The sequence below is a fragment of the Streptomyces viridifaciens genome (assembly GCF_001888885.2).
In the GTDB taxonomy this organism is placed as follows: Bacteria; Actinomycetota; Actinomycetes; order Streptomycetales; family Streptomycetaceae; genus Kitasatospora; species Kitasatospora aureofaciens.
Genome location: NZ_CP090841.1, coordinates 5336382 through 5355431 on the forward strand (window position 1 = coordinate 5336382; position 19050 = coordinate 5355431).

At 72.3% G+C, this 19050-nt stretch carries 20 protein-coding genes; 7 read left to right on the forward strand and 13 right to left on the reverse strand.

The features are described 5' to 3' along the window. The first annotated feature begins 23 nt into the window (after positions 1-23). On the forward strand, positions 24-248 hold the full coding sequence (locus BOQ63_RS31025) for a hypothetical protein (protein ID WP_030282652.1): 225 nt from the start codon (positions 24-26) through the stop codon (positions 246-248). Positions 249-263: 15 nt separating this feature from the next. Here the strand turns inward: BOQ63_RS31025 and BOQ63_RS31030 are convergent, their stop codons facing one another. Continuing rightward, positions 264-1016, reverse strand: a complete 753-nt coding sequence (locus BOQ63_RS31030) for an SDR family oxidoreductase (protein WP_030282655.1) — start codon at positions 1014-1016, stop codon at positions 264-266. 432 nt (positions 1017-1448) lie between these two features. Between BOQ63_RS31030 and BOQ63_RS31035 the strand changes: the two genes are divergently transcribed. After that, positions 1449-2510: an alpha/beta hydrolase gene (locus tag BOQ63_RS31035; RefSeq protein ID WP_223886084.1), complete on the forward strand. Its 1062-nt coding sequence runs from the start codon at positions 1449-1451 to the stop codon at positions 2508-2510. 174 nt (positions 2511-2684) lie between these two features. Further along, positions 2685-3482 carry a hemerythrin domain-containing protein gene (locus BOQ63_RS31040; protein WP_030282659.1) on the forward strand — a complete coding sequence of 266 codons (798 nt, stop codon included), beginning with the start codon at positions 2685-2687 and terminating at the stop codon, positions 3480-3482. A gap of 157 nt (positions 3483-3639) precedes the next feature. Here BOQ63_RS31040 and BOQ63_RS31045 read toward each other — a convergent pair whose 3' ends face one another. Beyond that, the gene (locus tag BOQ63_RS31045; protein WP_050366816.1) at positions 3640-4287 is read right to left on the reverse strand and encodes a DUF6891 domain-containing protein; all 648 of its coding nucleotides are present in this window, start codon (positions 4285-4287) and stop codon (positions 3640-3642) included. Positions 4288-4356: 69 nt separating this feature from the next. On the opposite strand from BOQ63_RS31045, the gene BOQ63_RS31050 reads away from it, so the two are divergent. After that, positions 4357-5319 (forward strand): DUF1152 domain-containing protein, encoded by a 963-nt coding sequence (locus BOQ63_RS31050; RefSeq protein WP_030282664.1) that lies wholly within the window; start codon positions 4357-4359, stop codon positions 5317-5319. A gap of 30 nt (positions 5320-5349) precedes the next feature. Here the strand turns inward: BOQ63_RS31050 and BOQ63_RS31055 are convergent, their stop codons facing one another. Beyond that, positions 5350-5895 carry an FHA domain-containing protein gene (locus BOQ63_RS31055; protein WP_030282667.1) on the reverse strand — a complete coding sequence of 182 codons (546 nt, stop codon included), beginning with the start codon at positions 5893-5895 and terminating at the stop codon, positions 5350-5352. Between the two features lie 158 nt (positions 5896-6053). Further along, positions 6054-6602, reverse strand: a complete 549-nt coding sequence (locus BOQ63_RS31060; protein WP_030282671.1) for a DUF1697 domain-containing protein — start codon at positions 6600-6602, stop codon at positions 6054-6056. Between the two features lie 115 nt (positions 6603-6717). On the opposite strand from BOQ63_RS31060, the gene BOQ63_RS31065 reads away from it, so the two are divergent. Next, a complete protein-coding gene (locus BOQ63_RS31065) occupies positions 6718-7188 on the forward strand; it encodes a pyridoxamine 5'-phosphate oxidase family protein (RefSeq protein WP_030282673.1) in 471 nt (156 codons plus the stop codon). 23 nt (positions 7189-7211) lie between these two features. On the opposite strand, the gene BOQ63_RS31070 is transcribed toward BOQ63_RS31065, so the two are convergent. Then, the gene (locus tag BOQ63_RS31070) at positions 7212-7577 is read right to left on the reverse strand and encodes an arsenate reductase family protein (protein WP_030282676.1); all 366 of its coding nucleotides are present in this window, start codon (positions 7575-7577) and stop codon (positions 7212-7214) included. 182 nt (positions 7578-7759) lie between these two features. Between BOQ63_RS31070 and BOQ63_RS31075 the strand changes: the two genes are divergently transcribed. Continuing rightward, a complete protein-coding gene (locus BOQ63_RS31075; RefSeq protein WP_072655310.1) occupies positions 7760-8977 on the forward strand; it encodes a cytochrome P450 in 1218 nt (405 codons plus the stop codon). A gap of 181 nt (positions 8978-9158) precedes the next feature. Here the strand turns inward: BOQ63_RS31075 and BOQ63_RS31080 are convergent, their stop codons facing one another. Both BOQ63_RS31080 and glnA read right to left on the reverse strand, forming a co-directional pair. Continuing rightward, the gene (locus tag BOQ63_RS31080; protein WP_072655311.1) at positions 9159-9776 is read right to left on the reverse strand and encodes a 3'-5' exonuclease family protein; all 618 of its coding nucleotides are present in this window, start codon (positions 9774-9776) and stop codon (positions 9159-9161) included. Between the two features lie 106 nt (positions 9777-9882). Then, complete coding sequence (glnA, locus tag BOQ63_RS31085) at positions 9883-11295, reverse strand: type I glutamate--ammonia ligase (protein WP_030282683.1); 1413 nt, start codon at positions 11293-11295, stop codon at positions 9883-9885. A gap of 317 nt (positions 11296-11612) precedes the next feature. Here glnA and BOQ63_RS31090 point away from each other — a divergent pair, with 317 nt between their 5' ends. Then, the gene (locus tag BOQ63_RS31090) at positions 11613-12080 is read left to right on the forward strand and encodes an RDD family protein (protein WP_030282685.1); all 468 of its coding nucleotides are present in this window, start codon (positions 11613-11615) and stop codon (positions 12078-12080) included. A 179-nt stretch (positions 12081-12259) separates the two neighbouring features. Here the strand turns inward: BOQ63_RS31090 and BOQ63_RS31095 are convergent, their stop codons facing one another. From BOQ63_RS31095 to BOQ63_RS31120, 6 genes are all read right to left on the reverse strand, one after another. Further along, entirely contained in the window at positions 12260-12958 is a 699-nt protein-coding gene (locus BOQ63_RS31095) for a DUF4191 domain-containing protein (RefSeq protein ID WP_370863330.1), read from the reverse strand. A gap of 100 nt (positions 12959-13058) precedes the next feature. Then, positions 13059-13277, reverse strand: a complete 219-nt coding sequence (locus BOQ63_RS31100) for a hypothetical protein (protein WP_030282689.1) — start codon at positions 13275-13277, stop codon at positions 13059-13061. 192 nt (positions 13278-13469) lie between these two features. Next, on the reverse strand, positions 13470-14423 hold the full coding sequence (gene lipA, locus BOQ63_RS31105) for a lipoyl synthase (protein ID WP_030282692.1): 954 nt from the start codon (positions 14421-14423) through the stop codon (positions 13470-13472). 153 nt (positions 14424-14576) lie between these two features. After that, the gene (gene lipB, locus BOQ63_RS31110; RefSeq protein WP_030282693.1) at positions 14577-15374 is read right to left on the reverse strand and encodes a lipoyl(octanoyl) transferase LipB; all 798 of its coding nucleotides are present in this window, start codon (positions 15372-15374) and stop codon (positions 14577-14579) included. Between the two features lie 158 nt (positions 15375-15532). After that, positions 15533-17476, reverse strand: coding sequence for a helix-turn-helix domain-containing protein (locus BOQ63_RS31115; protein ID WP_150476188.1), 1944 nt, complete (start codon positions 17474-17476; stop codon positions 15533-15535). A gap of 66 nt (positions 17477-17542) precedes the next feature. Next, positions 17543-18910 carry an MFS transporter gene (locus BOQ63_RS31120; protein WP_072655313.1) on the reverse strand — a complete coding sequence of 456 codons (1368 nt, stop codon included), beginning with the start codon at positions 18908-18910 and terminating at the stop codon, positions 17543-17545. Positions 18911-19050: the final 140 nt, after the last annotated feature.

A 19050-nucleotide genomic window follows, 5' to 3' on the forward strand; every position in this document is an offset into this window, starting at 1 on the left:
GGCGGCGCTGCCACCATCGCGGGATGAGAACCACCCCCCTCGTCCTGGACCTCGAACTCTGCGGCGGCCGTTGGGACGGCCACCGCAAGCGCGTCAACGCCGCCGCCCCGCCGCCCGCGCTGCGTATGGTGCTGCGCGCCGAACTGCCCGTCGCCGAGAACGGCGAGTACTGGCCGACCACCAGCGTCTACCGGCTGGACGAGGAGAACGGCGCCGCGCTGCGGTACCGCTACTCCCACGACGAGTGAGCCGGCCCCGTTCCGTCAGCCCCGCCCGATGTACGGCATGGCGGTCGCCATCACCGTGGCGAACTGGACGTTGGCCTCCAGCGGCAGCCCGGCCATGTGCCGGACGGTGCGCGCCACGTCCGCCACGTCCATGGTCGGCTCCGGCACGATTCGGCCGTCCGCCTGCCGCGCCCCCGCGCCCATCGCGGCCGTCATGTCGGTCGCCGCGTTGCCGATGTCGATCTGCCCGCAGGCGATCCGGTACGGGCGGCCGTCCAGCGACAGCGACCTGGTCAGGCCGGTGACCGCGTGCTTGGTCGCGGTGTAGGCGATCGAGTGCGGGCGCGGGACGTGGGCGGAGATCGAGCCGTTGTTGATGATCCGGCCGCCCTGCGGGTCCTGGTCCTTCATCTGCCGGAAGGCGGCGCGGGCGCAGAGGAAGGCGCCGGTCAGGTTGAGGTCGACCACCGCCCGCCAGTCCTCGACCGCCAGCTCCTCCACCGGGACGGCCGGGCCGAAGGTGCCGGCGTTGTTGAACAGCAGGTCCACCCGGCCGTGGCGCTCGGCGGCGGTGGCGAACAGCGCGTCCACCGCGGCCGGGTCGGTGACGTCGGTCGGCACCACCTCGGCGGGCAGGGTGCCCGCCGGGAACGCGTCGGCCGTCTCCCGCAGCCGCTCGGCCCGGCGACCGGCCAGCACCAGCCGCCAGCCGGCCGCGGCCAGTTCGACCGCGACGGCCCTGCCGATGCCGCTGCCGGCTCCGGTGACGACGGCGACCTGCTCGATCATGGCACTCTCCTCGGTGGGCCGGTCCGGTGGCTCGGCACCGGTACGGTCACGCTCCGCTGGTCGGCGCCGGAGGCGTGTTGAGGAGATCGTTCCGGATGTGGGGGCCGCCGTCACTGGTCAAAGCACCCAAAATCCGGACGGCTGGGCAGGCCGGCGCCCGTGGCCCCCGCCGACCGGCCCCCGCCGACCGGCGGGAGCGGTGAAGGGCTTTACCTGATCACGAACAAACATTGGATTCCCGGTGGCCGCCTCGCAACCGGGCGACCCCGGCCCACGTCATAAGATCGCAGGAAGGTGCGCCTCCGCGAGGGACGGCGCTCCAACGCTCCGGGGGACCGCACAGTGCAGCGCCCCCGGGCCTGTCCGGCCCCACCGGGGGGCCGCCGCCCGGTCAGACGTACCGGGCGCGACATCGGTCGGAGAGTCCTCACCGTGCTTAGGCAGTCGTCCCGTTCCCGTGCCGTCCTGACCGGCGCCGCCGTGCTCACCCTGGCCGCCTCGCTCGCGGCCTGCGGGGGTTCCGACGACGGCAAGGGCAAGAGCTCCTCGGCCGACGGCACCCCGGCGGCGACCGCCGGTACGGGCACTCCGGCCGCCACGGGCAGCGCGGCCCCGGGCACGCCCACCGCCGAGCAGCCCACCCCGGCCAACGGGAAGGTGCTGATGCCGACCGGACCGGCCGCCAACCTCAGCAAGGTCCGGGACACCGCCGCCGGCCCGATCATGATGACCAAGGTGACCGGCGCGAAGTCCGGCGTCACCGGCCAGGTCTGGGTCTGGCTGCCGCCCGAGTACAACGACCCCAAGTTCGCCAAGACCGGCTTCCCGGTGCTCACCCTCTACGCGGGCGGCCAGAGCAACGGTTACAACACCTGGACCGACAACCAGCTGCCGATCCAGGAGGTGGACGAGCAGCTGGTCAAGCAGGGCAAGGCCCACCCGTTCATCATGATCATGCCGGTGCAGAACTTCAACAGCGACGAGAAGAACGCGCTGGACTGCTCCGACATCCCGGGCCAGCCGAAGATGGGCACCTGGATGGCCGAGGACATCCCGGCCTGGGTGCGCGCCAACTTCCGCACCCTGCAGGGCCGCGACAGCTGGGGCGTCATGGGCGCCTCCACCGGCGGCTTCTGCAGCGCCAAGCTCGCCCTGCAGTACCCGAACGTCTACAAGGCCGCCGTACCGATCGACGGCTACTTCATCCCCGACTCCGGGCTGTGGAAGGGCCACGACGCCGAGAAGGCCGCCAACAACCCGAACCTGCTGGTCACCCAGGGCAAGGCCGACGTGAAGATGTACGTCACCGCGGGCGGCGCCAACGGCTACGAGAAGGAAGTGGTCAAGAGCTGGGTGGCCAAGGCCGTCGCCCCGGTGTCCATCCAGTACTACGAGCAGCCGGGTGGCAAGCACCTGACCTCGGACTTCAAGAAGATGATCCCGGACACGCTGCAGTGGCTCAGCGCCAACCTGGCGGGCCCGGCCTCCGACTGACCGGAACGGCACCCGGTCCCGCTCCTCCGGCGGGAGCGGCCGGAGCCCGCGCGCAGGCCCGTGACCTGCGCGTCAATCGGACATTGATTCGCTTCTGATCGACTACGAGCACCTTGGATGGGGCGGTTCTCACCGGCCGCCCCGTCCGCCTCGCCACGTCGTGAAGAGAGTGCCATGCCGATCCATCTGCTGCCCCAGCCCGCCCCCTCCGTCCCCGCGCAGGCAGGGTCAGGGGTCGACTCCCGGGGCGCGGACGCGTACGGGCCGGCCACGGACGAGGAGCCGTTCACCGTCCGGTTCGCCGGACTCCGGCTGGTGCACGCCGCGCTGCGCCGGGACCTCGCCCGACTGCCCAACGCGCTGCGGCTGCTCCAGCCCGACGAGGAGGACAAGGGCGAGGCGCTGCTGCGGCACTGGACCTTCATGACCGCGATGCTGACCTGCCACCACGAGCAGCAGGACACCCGGATCTGGCCGATCGTGCGGCGCTTCGCCCCCGAGCTGCGGCTGCTGCTCAACTGGCTGGAGGCCGACCACCACAACCTCGACCACTCCTTCACCCGGGTCACCACCCTGGTCCGGATCGCCAGCCGGGACACCGGCAGCGCCTGGCCGGTCGCGTACGCGATGGAGGACCTGGCGGCCCGGCTGGAGACCCACCTGCGGATCGAGGAGCGGCAGTTGCTGCCCCGAATGGACCGGGTGGTCACCGACAGCTCCCGGCTCGGCGGCCTGGGCGAACTGCTCGACCTGCTGCGCTCGGCGGACGGCCCGGGGACGGCGGACGCGTTGGCCTGGCTGCTGGACGGTGTCGACCCGGCGCAGGTAGAGCGGCTGCTCGCCGAGTGCGACGACGACGTGGCCCGCAACTGGCCGCACTGGCAGGCGACCTACCAGCGCTGCACCGCGCCGCTTTGGGGGCCGGCGGGCGGCGGCGCGACCGACGGCAGCCTGGGGAGCCTCGTCGACTGAGCGCGGTTCTTCGCGGGCCGTCGATCTACGCGCGTGGCACGTGTCGCTGGCATATACCCGCCGGGGAAACGGCGGTGTCGAGGTGACCCCGCGCAAGGGGGACGAGGGCGGACCCTGCGCCGAGCCGCACGTCGACCGCTGACCGCCCGCAGTTCCGCTACTCGGGCAGGCGGTTGAGCCACTCCAGCGGAGCGACCCGGATCGCCGTCCGTGGAGAGCCGTTCCACTCCACCGGCAGGCCGACCGCCTCCAGTGCGGCCACCACCGTCCGGCCGATCTCCGCCGTCCGCCGCCCCGCGGCTTCCTCCGACTCCGCGTCCGACTCCGCGTCCGACTCCCCGTCCGTTTCTCCGCCCGGCGCCTCCCCGGTGCTGAAGGCGCCGTAGCGCAGCATCAGTCCGCGTCCGGCCGCGGCCGCCTCGGTGTCCTGCTGGTGGAAGAAGACGAAGCCCCGCGAGTCCTCGTCGGCCTCGCCGCCGATCTCCGCGTAGCCGCAGCCGGCGCAGCAGGTGAAGTCCATCGCCGCGACGATGCCCTGGTCCTCCAGCAGGTCGAAGGCGTCCATCAGCCGGTCCACGTCGGTGGTCTCCGGCCAGTGGGCCTGCTCGGCCAGCCGCTCGGTCCACAGCGGAGCGACGATCCGCTCCGCCTCCTCCTGGGTCAGTCCCTGGTCGTCGAGGACCTCGACCAGGGACTCGGCTATCTCGTCCGGCTCCTGGAAGCCGCACCGGATCAGCTCGCGAGCCCGCTCCCGGGCTTCGAGCAGCACGTCGGGGGAGAGCGCCGTGTCCGTGTCCTGGGTCATGCCCGGATCCTCGCACCCGCCACTGACAATACCGGGCCGCACGCCCCGCCGGTGCGCTACCGTCCGCCGGTGACCTCTCTGCTGCAACCCCCGCTGATCACCAGGCTCCTGGCCGCCGAGCGCATCCTGGTCGCCGGAGCCGGCGGCGGCTTCGACGTGTACGCCGGACTGCCGATCGCCCTCGCCCTGCGCGCCGCGGGCAAGGAGGTGCACCTGGCCAACCTCTCCTTCACCCACCTCTACGGCCTGCCCGGCGAGGTCTGGCAGGAGCCCGACGTGGCCAGGATCGAACCGGACACCGCCGCCCCCGAGGGCTACTTCCCCGAACGCACCCTGGCCCGCTGGCTTCGGCTGCACGGTATGCCCGACACCGTGTGGGCCTTCCCGACGGTCGGCGTCCGACTGCTGCGCGAGGCCTACCGCAGACTCGTCGCCCACCTGGGCGTGGACGCGGTCCTGCTGGTGGACGGCGGCACCGACATCCTGATGCGCGGCGACGAGGCCGGGCTCGGCACCCCCGAGGAGGACATGGCCAGCCTGGCCGCGGTGGCGGGCCTGACGGAGGTGCCCGAAAGGCTGGTCGCCTGCCTGGGCTTCGGCATCGACGCCCACCACGGCGTCAACCACGCCCTGGTGCTGGAGAACCTCGCCGCGATCGACCGGGCCGGCGGCTACCTCGGCGCCTTCTCCATCCCGCGCGGCAGCCGGGAGGGCGCGCTCTACCTGGACGCCGTCGAACACGCCCGGGCCGCCTTCCCCCAACACCCCAGCATCGTCAACGGCTCGGTGGCGGCGGCGCTGCGCGGCGAGTTCGGCGACGTGCGGTTCACCGAGCGGACCGGGAACGGCGAACTCTTCGTCAATCCGCTGATGACGCTCTACTTCGGCGTCACAGTCGAGGCGCTGGCCGCCGAGAACCGCTACCTGGACCGGCTGGAGCACACGGTGCTGACCCGGCAGATCAGCACCCTGATCGAGGAGTTCCGGGACGAGCTGCCCCGGCAGCGCCCGCCCCGGCAGTTCCCGCACTGAGCCGGACCGGGTGCCCGGGGAGCGGGGTGCTCAGGGAGCGGCGAGCCGGAACTCCAGGTTGCCGAACCGCACCTGGTCGCCCGGCCGCACCGGGATCCCGCCGGCGATCCGCCGCCCGTTCACATGGGTGCCGTTGGTCGACCCGAGGTCGTACAGCACCCAACCGCCGTTCTCGTGCCGCAGTTCGGCGTGGTGCCGGGAGACCGAGGCGTCGTGCAGCCGCAGCCCCGAGCCGGGGATCCGTCCGATGGTCAACAGCCCCGCCCCGGCCTGCGGCAGGCTCAGCCCGGGCAGCCGCTCGCTGCGCCAGGCCCGGTTCAGCCGGTCGCCGAAGGCCGACACCCGGCCGACCGCCCGCAGCACGAACCGCTCGACCGGCCCGCCGGTGGGCAGCCCGGCCACCGCCGCGTCCAACTCGCCGCGGCTGGTGGCCTGCAGGACGATGTCCATCCGGCCGAGGAAGGTGTCGTGCGACAGCCGGCCGCTGCCCGCGCCGTCCCGCAGCACTCCGAGCGCCTGGTCCCGTTCGGCGTCGGAGGGCCGGACGGCGCCGGTCGGGAACTCAGGCTGCGTCATGGCCCGATTGTCGGATCGACCGGCTGGGACTGTCCAGATCACGCCGCGGGCCGGCGCACGGTTCGTACGTCACTGAGCGACAGACGCCCGCTTCACCCGCGCGGTTCCAGCGCGGGTGCCAGCACCGTTCCAGTGCTGCCGGGGCGACGGACGACCCGTCAGGCCTTCCGGGCGGCCGCCAGGATCTTCTCCGTGGTGTGCAGGAACCGCGAGGTCACGGCGCCGCGGTACTGCCGGCCGAACATCTCCTTGGTGACCCACTTGCCGTCCTGGAGGTGGACCACGATGTACGCGGCCCCCGGGTCGGCGCCGAGCACCTCGAAGTCGCCCTTCGCCGAGCGGTGCGGAACGGCGAGTTCGGTCGGAAGCGGCTCGGAGAGGAAGGCGATCACCAGCCGGACGTCCGGTGTCACCTCGACGCCCCGGAACGGTTCGGCGGCGAGCAGCTCGGCCACCTCGTCGACCGTCCGCAGCAGCACCGGCACCGGGTAGCCGAGCGAGCGCTCCAGGTGCTCCTCGATCCGCGCGGTGAGCGCGGCGCGGTCCGGCTCGTCCGTACTGAAGAAGACGTTCCCGCTCTGGATGTACGAGCGGACGTTCCCCAGCCCCAGTTCGGCGAAGAGCGCCCGCAGCCGCTCCATCTTCACCGTCCGGCCGCCGACGTTGATGGCGCGCAGGAACGCGATGTACGTGGTCGTGGTGGTCACCCCGCCAGTCTGGCACCGGCCACCGACAACGCCCGCCCGCCGCTCACCGACGACGCCCGGCGCACGGCGTCGTTCGTGCCCGGCGGTTGTCGGTGCCGGGTGCCAGACTGGCGCCATGGCTACCTGGGAGGATTTCGAGCAGGAGGCACCCGAACTCGCGGCCCTGGTGCGGGCCCGGTTCGAGGCCGAGAAGCACCACGTCCTGGCGACGCTGCGCAAGGACGGTTCACCCCGGGTCAGCGGCACGGAGGTCGACTTCGTCGGCGCCGACGTCTGGCTCGGGTCGATGTACGGCGCGGTCAAGGCGCGCGACCTCCAGCGGGACGGCCGCTTCGCGCTGCACGCGCACCCGGGGGGCGAGGCCATGACGGGCGGGGACTCCAAGCTCTCCGGCCGCGCGGTGGAGGTCACCGACGAGGCCGAGCTCGCCGCCTTCGCGGCGGACCTGCCCGAGCCGCCTCCCAGCCCGTTCCACCTGTTCCGGCTGGACATCCAGCAGGTGGTGCACACCACGCTGGAGGGGGACGCCCTGTGGGTCCTCAACTGGCACCCCGGTCGGCCGGTGGAGAAGATCCAGCTCCACTGACCGCCGGACGGGCCGCAGGGGCCTCACGCGCCTTGCGGCAGAACGGACTTGAGCGCCTCGGGAGTCCGGGCCACGACGGCGTGCCCGTCGTCCGCGGTGATGATCGGGCGCTGGATCAGCACGGGGTGCTCGGCCATCGCCGCGATCCAGCGCGCCCGCTCGCCCGCCTCCCGGGGCCAGTCCTTCATCCCCAGGTCCTTCGCGACCTGCTCGTCGGTGCGGGTGATGTCCCAGGGCTCCAGGCCCAGCCGCTCCAGCACCTGCTCCAGCTCGGCCACGGTCGGCGTGTCCTCCAGGTAGCGCCGCACGGTGTACTCCACCCCGGCGGCGTCCAGCTCGGTGAGCGCCGTCCGGCACTTGCTGCAACGCGGGTTGATCCAGATCTCCATGCCCACCAGCTTATCGAGGCTCCGGCCGACCCCCCGGTAGCGGGAACTCCGCCGGGCCCAACGGTGGTTCACGAACCAGGAGCCGGGACGTCGGAAGTCGGTGCACCAGCAGTCGGTACACCGGACGTCGGCACACCGGACGTCGGCACACCGGACGTCGGCACGTCGGAGGGGAGCACCGCATGGACGGCGCTGCGATCATCGAGCAGCTGATGACCACGGAGGTCAGGAACGACCCGTACCCGCTCTACGCCAGGGCGCACGAGCTCGGCCCGGTGCTTCCGGCCGGGGACGGGATGTTCGTGGTGAGCGGCTACGCGGCGGTCAACAAGGTGCTGCGCACGTCCGCCTTCGGCGTGGCGACCGCCGACATGATGGCCGGCCTCGCCCCCGAGTTCAGCGAGCACTCCTCGCTGGCCCTGTTCGGCCGCTCGATCCTCCAGCGCAACGCCCCCGACCAGCCCCGGGTCCGCTCGCTGATCGCCTCCGTCTTCACCGCGCGCCGGGTCGCCGCACTGCGCCCGGCCGTGGAGGCGGCGGTCGGCCGGCTGCTGGACGGGATGGCCGAGCAGGGCGCCGACGGCTCCCCGGTGGACTTCATGGACGCCTTCGCCTTCCGGCTGCCGGTCGGGGTGATCTGCGAGCTGCTGGGCGTCCCGGAGCGGGACCGCTACCGCTTCCGCGGTCTCGCCTCCGACCTGACCGTCGCCCTGGAGATCGTCCAGGACCTCGACGACCTGGACGAGGCCGACCGGGCCGCCGACGAGCTGTCCGGCTACTTCACCGAGCTGGTCGCCGAGCGGCTGGCCCGTCCGCAGGACGACCTGGTCAGCGACCTGGCACGGATCGCCGCCGACGGCGGCGGGCGGCTCTCCGGCCAGGAACTGCTGGCCAACCTGGTGCTGCTGCTGGTGGCCGGCTTCGAGACCACGACCAACCTGCTCGGCAACGGCCTCGCCCTGCTGTTCCGCCACCCGGAGGCGGCCGCCGGGCTGCGCAGCGGCACCCTCTCCCCGGCCGGGTTCACCGACGAGGTGCTGCGCTTCGACTCCCCGGTCCAGGCCACCGGGCGGGTCGCCCTGGCGGAGGGGCTGTCGATCGAGGGCCTGCCCGTCCCGGCCGACAGCGGGCTGACCCTGCTGATCGGCGCGGCCAACCACGACCCGGCCCGGTACGAGCGGCCCGGGGTGTTCGACCCGACCCGCACCGACAGTCAGCCGCTCAGTTTCGGCGGCGGCACCCACTTCTGTCTGGGCTCGCAGCTGGCCCGGATGGAGGCCGAGGTCGCGGTGCCCGCGCTGCTGGACCGTTTCCCCCGGCTCGCCCGGGGCGGCGTTCCGACCCGCCGCGACCGCCTGGTGCTGCGCGGTTACGAGACGCTCCCGGTGACCGTCCGGTGACCGCTCGCTGACCACCGGCTGAGACCGGCTGGTCTCCTCCCCGGCCGAGGACGTCACCGGTACGCCGGCCTGCAGGCCGACGACCTCGCCGTCCTCTCCCTCACCCCCGAGCCCGGCCGTCCGGAGCAGGGCGCGTCCGCCGGTTCCCGCCCGGCGTGCGTCGTCGGGCCGCCGGGAACCGTCAGACGCGCCCGGGGCCCGGCCACTCCCACAGATTGGCGAACAGCACCGCCTGCTCCCGCGCGTCGTCCAGGGGGTGGTGTGTGTGCGGCAGGTCCGGCAGCAGCTCCGCGGGCATCGACCGCTTCCCGATCCCGGCGAACGGCACCCCCGCCCGGGCCGCGTACAGCGTCTTCAGGTCGAGGCACCCGGAGTGCCCGAACGGGCTGGAGCCGGTGAACCGCATCAGGTACCAGTACAGGAACTGCCAGTCGTACACCGCCGGGTACGCCACCATCACCGGCCGGTACCGCCGCCCCTCCGGCCCGGTCCGCACCCGCTCCACCCATCGCCCGAACTCCTGCAGTGCCACCCCCGGCTCCGCCCCGCCGGCCTCCAGCGCCGCCCGCTCCAGCCCGGACACCGCCAGGGCCTCCGGGACGTACTCCGCACTGATCGGCCGCAGCTCCCGGTAGAACCCCGCCGCCCCCACCTCCGCGCGCCGGAACCCCTCCCCGTCGTCCCACCCGGCCACCACCGCCCCGAAGCTCACCATCGAGTACGGCCCCGGAATCGGCCCGTCGGCCTCCACGTCCACCGACACGTACACCGTCGGCGTCACCCTCCGCTTGTTCCCCATCCCCCCATCCAACCGCCCCCCTCAACCGGTTTTCCCGGCCCGGGACACGGCGGTGCCCCGGCCGGAGGAGGTTCCGGCCGGGGCACGACTCGACGGACTGCGGCCCTTACAGGTCGTAGTAGAGCTCGAACTCGTGCGGGTGGGGGCGGAGGGCGATCGGGGCGATCTCGTTGGTGCGCTTGAAGTCGATCCAGGTCTCGATCAGGTCCGGCGTGAAGACGTTCCCGGCGAGGAGGTACTCGTGGTCGGCTTCGAGGGCCTCCAGGACGGCCGGGAGGGAGGAGGGCACCTGGGGGACGTTGGCGTGCTCCTCGGGCGCGAGCTCGTAGAGGTCCTTGTCGACGGGCTCCAGCGGCTCGATCTTGTTGCGGATGCCGTCGAGGCCGGCCATCAGCATGGCGGAGAAGGCCAGGTACGGGTTGGAGGACGGGTCCGGGGCGCGGAACTCGATGCGCTTGGCCTTGGCGTTGGAGCCGGTGATCGGGATGCGGATGGCGGCCGAGCGGTTGCGCTGGGAGTAGACCAGGTTGACGGGTGCCTCGAAGCCCGGGACGAGGCGGTGGTAGGAGTTCACCGAGGGGTTGGTGAACGCCAGCAGCGAGGGGGCGTGCCGGAGCAGGCCGCCGATGTAGTAGCGGGCGGTGTCGGAGAGGCCGGCGTAGCCCTGCTCGTCGTAGAAGAGGGGGGAGCCCTCGCTCCACAGCGACTGGTGGACGTGCATGCCGGAGCCGTTGTCGCCGAAGATCGGCTTGGGCATGAAGGTGGCCGTCTTGCCGTTCCGCCACGCGACGTTCTTGATGATGTACTTGAACAGCATCAGGTCGTCGGCGGCGTGCAGCAGGGTGTTGAACTTGTAGTTGATCTCGGCCTGGCCGGCCGTGCCGACCTCGTGGTGCTGGCGCTCGACCTCCAGACCGGACTTGGCCAGCTCCAGGGACATCTCGGCGCGCAGGTCGGCGAAGTGGTCGACCGGCGGGGTGGGGAAGTAGCCGCCCTTGTACTTGACCTTGTAGCCGCGCACGTCGCCCTCGGCGGCGCCGGAGTTCCAGGCGCCGGCCTCCGAGTCGATGTGGTAGAAGGACGCGTTGGCGCTGGTCTCGAACCGTGCCGAGTCGAAGACGTAGAACTCGGCCTCGGGCCCGAAGAAGGCGGTGTCGGCGATGCCGGAGGAGGCCAGGTAGGCCTCGGCCTTCTTGGCGACGTTGCGCGGGTCGCGGCTGTAGGCCTCGCCGGTGACCGGGTCCTGGATGAAGAAGTTGATGTTGAGGTGCTTCTCGGCCCGGAAGGGGTCGAGGCGGGCGGTGGCGAGGTCCGGCACGAGGGCCATGTCGGACTCGTGGATGGCCTGGAAGCCGCGGATCGACGAACCGTCGAACATCAGGGTCTCGGACGGATCGAAGGTCGCCGCAGGTACGGAGAAGTGCTGCATGACGCCCGGCAGATCGCAGAAGCGGACGTCGACGAACTTCACGTCGTTGTCCTGGATGTACTGCTTCACTTCGGCGGCGTTGTTGAACATCCATCCTCCTCGGCGTGCGAATTGGGCTCACCCTAGGAATGGGGCGTTTCCGGCCGGTGACCCGCTCGTTTCCTAGATGTTAACCGCGACCGCCGAACGGGCGGCAAAATCGTACGGGCCAGGGCAAATCGACCCGCCGACCTGGGGGTCGTCGCAGAAGTGGTCTGGACCACTTGGTCAGTGCGGCGAGCGGGATTCACCCGGTCGTGGACCGGCCCCCGGCAGGCGGCGGGCGGACCCCGGACGGGCCTCCGGCCGCGCCCCGCCGGGAGGGAGCCGGTGCCGGGGTGCGGCGTGAGCCCGGTTAGTGTGGATTCGTGGACACCAGAGAAGCGTTGGGATCGTGGATCGACGGCCCCAAGGCCGCCGCCGAGAAGATGGGCGCCGACTTCGGCTACCGCGGCGAACGCCTCGGGCTGCCCAAGGAGGGCCCCGGCTCGATCGCCGGCCCCGGCCGACGGATCGGCGCCCTGTTCGTGGACGGCTGGCTGGTCTCGCTGGTCTCCTTCGGCATGCTCGCCAAGGGCGACCCGGCCGAGGCCAACCTGTGGACCCTCCCGCTCTTCTTCCTGGTCGCGGTCCTCCTGCTCTCCACCACCGGCACGACCCTCGGCAAGCGGCTGTTCGGCCTCCGGGTGGTCCGCCTGGACGGCCGCCGCGCGACCATCCCGCAGGTGCTGCTGCGCACCCTGCTGCTCTGCCTGGTGGTGCCGCCGCTGGTCTGGGACCGCGACACCCGCGGGCTGCACGACAAGGCCGTCGGCACCGTCGAGGTCCGGATCTGACACCGATCCAGCACTGATCCAGCACCGGACCCGCTGGCGCAACCGGACCCGGTCCCGGCATCGGACCCGACCCGGTCCCGGAAACGGACCGAGAACGCGTCACCCCTCGCACGACATGGAACGGCCCCGCTCCGGAAGCTTCCGGAGCGGGGCCGTCGTCGTGAACGGGGGAGGGAGGGTCAGCGGGCCTGGCCGCCCTTGGGCATCCGCGCGCCCTTGGGCATCGGGCCCTTGGGGATCGGCGCCTTGGAGAGCAGGTCGCCCAGGGCGCGCAGGCGGTCGTTGGTCTCGGTGACCTGTGCGGCGGTGATGGCGCGGGGCAGGCGCATCAGGTGGATCTGCAGCTTCTTCAGCGGGATCTCGCCCTCGCCGTTGCCCACCACGATGTCGTGCACCGGCACGTCGCCGACCACACGGGCCATCTTCTTCTTCTCGGAGGCCAGCAGCTGGCGCACCCGGTTCGGGTTGCCCTCGCCGATCAGCGCGATACCGGCCCGGCCCACCGCGCGGTAGACCGCGTCCTGGTTGCGGGTGACCGCCACCGGGGTGGAGCTGGAACTCCAGCCGCGCCGGATGTTGTTCAGCACCGCGGCCACGGCACCCGGCTGCCCCTCCATCTGCCCGAACGCGGCGCGCTCGGCCCGGCGCCCGAAGACGATCGCCATGGCCAGGACGGCCACGATGAAGCCCAGGATGCCCAGGTAGACGGGGTGGTCGATTGCGAAGCCGATGGCGAGGAACACGCCGAAGGTCAGCAGGCCGACGCCGGCGATGATCAGGCCGATCTTGGTGTCGACCTTCTTGGTCATGGTGTACGCCAGGCGGATCTGCTTCAGTCGCCCGGGGTTCTCGGATGTTTCCCTCGCCATAACGCTCATGGTACGTGGCGCGGGTACGGGATATCCAAGCCCGGGTACCCGTTCGCCCGAACCGTGACCCGTGTGCCCGTTCACCGTCGCGCACAGCGACGTCAGGACCTCACTGCCGTACGGACCGTGCCCCCGGGGCCGGCGCCGCCCCCGCCGACGCCCTCGAGGACCCGAGGGCGTCGTGCCGCCGGTCCGCCGCGTACTCGCGGTTCTCGCACACCGCCGCCCAGGCGTTGCGGCGCGCGTGCCGCTGGCCGGGCGCCAGCAGGACGCTCTCGGCGAACCGCAGCGCCGCTCCCACCGAGCGGATCCGCACCTGCATCTGCATCCCGAACAGCTCCTTTGCGACTGTCGTGGCTGAGCCGTGGCTGAGAAGAATCGAACGCCTACCGGACGTCCATCGTCCCCACCCCGTGTTACCAGTCCGTGACCAGGCAGTCAAAGCGGGGTGAACGCCGGAAGGGCGGAGCCGCAGCTCCGCCCTTCCAATGGCCGACATGGCGCGAAATCGCTCCAGGGGTCAGACCGCGGCCTGCTCGCGCCGCTCCAGCGCCTGCCGGTACAGCCGGCCGGCCCGGTACGACGAACGCACCAGCGGCCCCGACATGACACCCGCGAAGCCCAGCTCCTCGGCCTCCTCCTGGAGCTCGACGAACTCCTGCGGCTTCACCCAGCGCTCGACCGGGTGGTGGCGCAGCGAGGGCCGCAGGTACTGGGTGATGGTGATCAGCTCGCAGCCGGCCCCGACCAGGTCGGCCAGTGCCTGACTGATCTCCTCGCGGGTCTCGCCCATGCCCAGGATCAGGTTGGACTTGGTGACCAGCCCGGCCGCGCGGGCCTGGGTGATGACGTCCAGCGAGCGCTCGTAGCGGAAGGCCGGACGGATCCGCTTGAAGATGCGCGGGACGGTCTCGACGTTGTGCGCGAGCACCTCGGGGCGGGAGGAGAAGACCTCGGCCAGCTGCTCGGGCACCGCGTTGAAGTCGGGGATGAGCAGCTCGACGCCGGTGCGGCCGCCGGCGCGATCGGCGGTCATCGCGTGCACCTGGCGCACGGTCTCGGCGTACAGCCAGGCGCCGCCGTCCTCCAGGTCGTCGCGGGCGACGCCGGTGATGGTGGCGTAGTTGAGGTCCATGGTGACGATGGACTCGGCGACCCGGCGCGGCTCGTCGCGGTCGAACTCGGCGGGCTTGCCGGTGTCGATCTGGCAGAAGTCGCAGCGGCGGGTGCACTGGTCGCCGCCGATGAGGAAGGTCGCCTCGCGGTCCTCCCAGCACTCGAAGATGTTGGGGCAGCCGGCCTCCTGGCAGACCGTGTGCAGCCCCTCCTTCTTCACCAGCGACTGGAGGGCGTTGTACTCCGGGCCCATCTTCGCGCGGGTCTTGATCCACTCGGGCTTCCGCTCGATGGGGGTCTCGCTGTTGCGGACCTCCAGGCGGAGCAGCTTCCTGCCGTCGGGCGCGACAGCGGACACGTGCGACTCCTAGAACTAGACGGGGTACCCCCAGGGTACGCCTGTGGTTGTGCGGCCTTCGCGGGGCCTGCCGCCCTGCAATCGCAGGGCAACGTGGCTACCGGCGAGTAGATTCCCAGTGGGTCCCGCTCGTTGGACGAACTCGCGGGGGATTCAGCGGCTGAGCGCCGGCTCCGGCAGCTCGGCCAGCACGTCCTTCAGGTGCCGCTCGACCGAGGGCAGCGCCTCGCTCACCGGGACGCCGCGCCCCAGCTCACCGGCCAGCGAGGCGACGCCCGCGTCCCGGATGCCGCACGGCACGATCTTGTCGAAGTACGTCATGTCGGGGTCGCAGTTGAGCGCGAAGCCGTGCATGGTCACCCCGCGGGCGACCCGTACGCCGATCGCCGCGAGCTTGCGGTCGCCGCCGCGCTGTCCGGCGTTGGAGGGCGCGTACTCCGGCCCGGCCAGCCTCGGGTCGATGCCCAGCGGCAGGCCCAGCCGCAGGGTCAGCTTGCCGATGTCCACCACCTCGGACGGGTCCACCACGGCGTCCGGGATGTTCTCGCCGAGCACCCAGACCCCGCTGCGGCCCTCGACCCGGGTGGTTTCGATGCCGAAGTCGGCGGCGGAGCGGATCAGCGCCTCCTCCAGCCGGCGGACGTAGGCGATCACGTCGATCGGGTCGGGCAGCTTGATGATCGGGTAGCCGACCAGCTGGCCGGGGCCGTGCCAGGTGATCTCGCCGCCCCGGTTGACCTCGACCACCGGGGTGCCGTCCAGCGGCAGGTCGGCGGGGTTGGTGCGCTTGCCCATGGTGTAGACGGGCGGGTGCTCCAGCAGCAGCACGGTGTCGGGGATCTCGTCCGCGACCCGCAGGGCGTGCAGGCGCTGCTGCTCCTCCCACGCCTCCTCGTACGGCACGACGTGCTCGCCTATGCCCAAGCGAACGAAACGCACGTTCTCGCTCATGCGCCCACCTCGCTTCGCTCGGCGGTCGCTTCGCGAGACGCGTCCCGGCCGATTGTTCGCTCGCTCCGCTCGTTCACCGCTGCCGCTCCTTGCCAGGCGTTCGAGACCAACCCGGCCACTGTACGCCCACGGCCGTGTCACCCGATCGGCCGTACCGTTCAGCCGGCTCCGCCCCCGTCTCCGCCTCCGCTGAGCAACTGCAGGCGCAGCGCCAACTGCAGCTCCAGCGACCGTTCCGGCTGGTTCCAGTCGTGCCCGAGCAGGGCCTCGACCCGGTCCAGCCGCTGCACCACCGTGTTCACGTGGACGTGCAGCTCGTCCTTGGCCCGGGTGAGGCTGCCGCCGCAGTCGAAGTAGGCGCGCAGGGTGCGCACCAGCTCGGTGCCGCGGCGGGCGTCGTAGGCGAGCAGCGGGCCGAGCGCGGCGCCGACGAAGCCGTCCACGTCGTGGCCGTCGCCGAGCAGCACCCCGAGGAAGCCCAGCGCGCGGGCCGAGGCGCCCTCCCCGGCGCGGCCGAGCACCCGCAGGGCGCGCACGCAGCGCAGGCCCTCGCCGTACGAGGCGGCCAGCGCGGCCGGGCCTGCGGCGCGTCGGCCGGCGCCGACGGTGACCGGGAAGCCCGCCAGCCGGGCCAGTCGCTCGGCGGCGTGCCGGGCGGTCGACTCGGCGGTGTGCTCCGGATCGTCGGTGTCGCCCGGCGCGACGGGCACCAGCAGCACCACCGCCTCGCCGTGCTCGGCGCTGACGCCGCGGGAGCCGAACAGGTAGCGCCGGGCCGCGCCCGCCAGCCGCCCCCGGTCGTCGTCGTCACGATCGGCGGGTTCCGCGACCAGCACCAGGTGCGGCCGGGCGAGGTCGACCCCGAGCCGGCGGCCGCGGGCGGTGAGCCCGGCCGGGTCGCGTTCGGGGGCGGTGAGCAGGTCGGTGAGCAGCTCGCCGCGGACCCGGTTCTCGGTCTCCGCGACCGAGCGGCGCAGCAGCAGGAGCAGCGCGGTGACCACGCCGGCCCGCTCGAACAGCCGCCGGTCGGCGTCGTCGAGGTCGGGCCGGCCGCGCAGCACCAGGGTGCCGAGGGTGTCGTGCCCGGCCAGCACCGCGCACACCCACAGCTCGCCGTGCCGTACGGAGCGGCCCTCGGCCCGGGAGGCGGCCGCCGCCCCGGCCAGTTCGGCGGCGGGTGCGGGCCGCCCGGCCAGCGGCTCGCCCTCGGCGTCCAGGACGGCTATCTCCCCGTCCAGCAGGTGGGCGACGGCGGCGGCCACGTCCGGCACCTCGGCGCCGCGCAGCACCAGGTCGGTGAGCCGGTCGTGCGCCTGCTCGGCGCGCTGGACGGCGGCCGAGTGGGCCCGGACCAGCTCGTTGGCGGTGTTCAGCTCGGCGAGTGCGGCCCGGGTGTCGGCCAGCGACTTGGCGGTGTCCAGGGCGATCGCGGCGTGCGCGGCCAGGGTGCAGAGCAGGGCGACCTCGTCGGGGGAGAAGGCGCGCGGGGAGCGGTCGGCGGCGAACAGGACGCCGATGACCTGCCCGCCGAGCAGCAGCGGCACCCCGATGATCGCGACCAGGCCCTCGTCCAGCACGCCGGCGTCGATCGTGCCGGTGTGGTGGAAGCGTTCGTCGGTGCGGTAGTCGGGGGTCGCGTACGGGCGGGCGGTCTGGGCGACCAGTCCGCCCAGGCCGTCGCCGAGGCTGAGCCGCAGGGTCTGGAACAGGACGGAGACCGAGCCGTCGGTGACCCGCATGTAGGTGTCGCCGGCGGCCTCGTCCGGCAGGGTCAGGTACGCGGTGTCGGTGCCGAGCAGCATCCGGGCCCGGCGGACGATCGCCTGCAGCACGGTGTCCAGGTCCCGGGATGCGGCGAGGTCCCCGGCGGTGTCGAACAGTGCTGTCAACTCGGCTTCGCGACGCCGGTGTTGACGCAGGGTGCGGTGGACCCGCAAGGCCTGCCAGGTGGCGTCGTCGATCTCGGCGAGGACGCCGGCCGACGCCCCGCGGCGGCGGGCGTCGGCCAGCACCTCGGCGAAGTCCTCGGTGGCGGCGCCGGAGGCGAGCAGGTCGAGCAACCGCCGCAGCGCGGGCGCGGCGCTCTCGTCGGGGTGGTTCATGGCGCGTGGTTCATGGTGCGGGCCGCCAATCGGCGTCGGTTCCGTCGGTGCCGAGAACTCGCGATGCTATCGGCTCGACTCTCGGGCCACAGCGGGCCTTTCGACCGTGGCGCCGTCCGCTGCCGGCTTCTCGACCTCGGCGAGGTCCTGCCCCCTGGTCTCCCTCGCGCACAGCACCGCCAGCACGGTGAGCGCCGCCGCGACGGCCACGTACACCGAGATCGGCGTGGCGCTGCCGTAGTCCTTGAGCAGCGCGGTCGCGATCAGCGGGGCGGGCGCGCCCGCCGCCACGGAGGCGAACTGGGCCCCTATGGAGGCCCCCGAGTACCGCAGCCTGGTCGCGAACAGCTCGGAGAAGAAGGCCGCCTGCGGAGCGTACATCGCGCTGTGGAACACCAACCCGACGCTCACCGCTGCCACCAGGGCCCCGAACGACCTGGTGTCCACCATCCCGAAGAACACGAACGCCCACACCCCGACGCCGGCCGCGCCGACCAGGTACACGGGCTTTCGCCCGACCCGGTCCGAGAGCGCCCCGAACAGCGGGATCAGCGCGAACTGGATCGCGGAGGCGATGAGTACGGCGTTCAGCGCGCTCTGCTTGTCGAAGTGCGCGCGGGTGACGGCGTAGGTCAGCACGAAGGTCGTCATCACGTAGTACGAGATGTTCTCCGCCATCCGCGCGCCCATGGCCACCAGCACCTCCCGCCAGTGGTGCCGCAACACCCCCACCAGCGGGGCCCGTTCGGTCTCGGGCCGGTTCGCCACCGCCTGCCGGAACAGCGGGGACTCCTCCACGGCCAGCCGGATCCACATCCCGACCCCGACCAGCACCGCCGACAGCAGGAACGGCACCCGCCACCCCCACGCCAGGAACGCGCTCTCCGACTGCACCGCCGTCATCAGCGACAGCACGCCCGCCGCCAGCAGGTTCCCGGCCGGCGCCCCGCCCTGCGGCCACGAGGCCCAGAACCCCCGCCGCCGCTGGTCCCCGTGCTCCGAGACCAGCAGTACCGCGCCTCCCCATTCGCCGCCGAGCGCGAACCCCTGCACCAGCCGCAGTGCCGTCAGCAGCACCGGCGCCGCCACCCCGACCGAGTCGTACGTCGGCAGCAGCCCGATCGCCGCGGTCGACCCGCCCATCAGCAGCAGGCTCACCACCAGCAGCTTCTTCCGCCCGATCCGGTCCCCGAAGTGCCCGAACACCAGCGCCCCGATCGGCCGCGCCGCGAACCCGATCGCATAGGTCAGGAACGAGAGCAGCGTCCCGGTCAGCGGATCGGTGTTGGGGAAGAACAGCTTCCCGAACACCAGGGCCGCGGCCGTTCCGTACAAGAAGTAGTCGTACCACTCGATCGTCGTGCCGATCAGGCTCGCAGCCACCACTCTCGGGAGTGAACTGCTCGCCGCCGAACCACGTGCGGGGGCTTCCATGGGTCACCACTTCCAGATCCAGGGGGACGGTGTCGCCACAAGGTAGGAACCCCACGCTCCCGGGACTATGTGGTTGACCCACGCAGCCCATGGGCCAGATGTGGTCGCCCACCCCATGACCACCCCTGCCCCCTGCTTCC

Coding starts and splice junctions, on each gene's coding strand:
- BOQ63_RS31025 (WP_030282652.1), top strand. CDS start 24: ATGAGAACCACCCCCCTCGTCCTGGACCTCGAACTCTGCGGCGGCCGT.
- BOQ63_RS31030 (WP_030282655.1), bottom strand. CDS start 1,016: ATGATCGAGCAGGTCGCCGTCGTCACCGGAGCCGGCAGCGGCATCGGC.
- BOQ63_RS31040 (WP_030282659.1), top strand. CDS start 2,685: ATGCCGATCCATCTGCTGCCCCAGCCCGCCCCCTCCGTCCCCGCGCAG.
- BOQ63_RS31045 (WP_050366816.1), bottom strand. CDS start 4,287: ATGACCCAGGACACGGACACGGCGCTCTCCCCCGACGTGCTGCTCGAA.
- BOQ63_RS31055 (WP_030282667.1), bottom strand. CDS start 5,895: ATGACGCAGCCTGAGTTCCCGACCGGCGCCGTCCGGCCCTCCGACGCC.
- BOQ63_RS31065 (WP_030282673.1), top strand. CDS start 6,718: ATGGCTACCTGGGAGGATTTCGAGCAGGAGGCACCCGAACTCGCGGCC.
- BOQ63_RS31070 (WP_030282676.1), bottom strand. CDS start 7,577: ATGGAGATCTGGATCAACCCGCGTTGCAGCAAGTGCCGGACGGCGCTC.
- BOQ63_RS31075 (WP_072655310.1), top strand. CDS start 7,760: ATGGACGGCGCTGCGATCATCGAGCAGCTGATGACCACGGAGGTCAGG.
- BOQ63_RS31080 (WP_072655311.1), bottom strand. CDS start 9,776: ATGGGGAACAAGCGGAGGGTGACGCCGACGGTGTACGTGTCGGTGGAC.
- glnA (WP_030282683.1), bottom strand. CDS start 11,295: ATGTTCAACAACGCCGCCGAAGTGAAGCAGTACATCCAGGACAACGAC.
- BOQ63_RS31095 (WP_370863330.1), bottom strand. CDS start 12,958: ATGAGCGTTATGGCGAGGGAAACATCCGAGAACCCCGGGCGACTGAAG.
- BOQ63_RS31100 (WP_030282689.1), bottom strand. CDS start 13,277: ATGCAGATGCAGGTGCGGATCCGCTCGGTGGGAGCGGCGCTGCGGTTC.
- lipB (WP_030282693.1), bottom strand. CDS start 15,374: ATGAGCGAGAACGTGCGTTTCGTTCGCTTGGGCATAGGCGAGCACGTC.
- BOQ63_RS31115 (WP_150476188.1), bottom strand. CDS start 17,476: ATGAACCACCCCGACGAGAGCGCCGCGCCCGCGCTGCGGCGGTTGCTC.
- BOQ63_RS31120 (WP_072655313.1), bottom strand. CDS start 18,910: ATGGAAGCCCCCGCACGTGGTTCGGCGGCGAGCAGTTCACTCCCGAGA.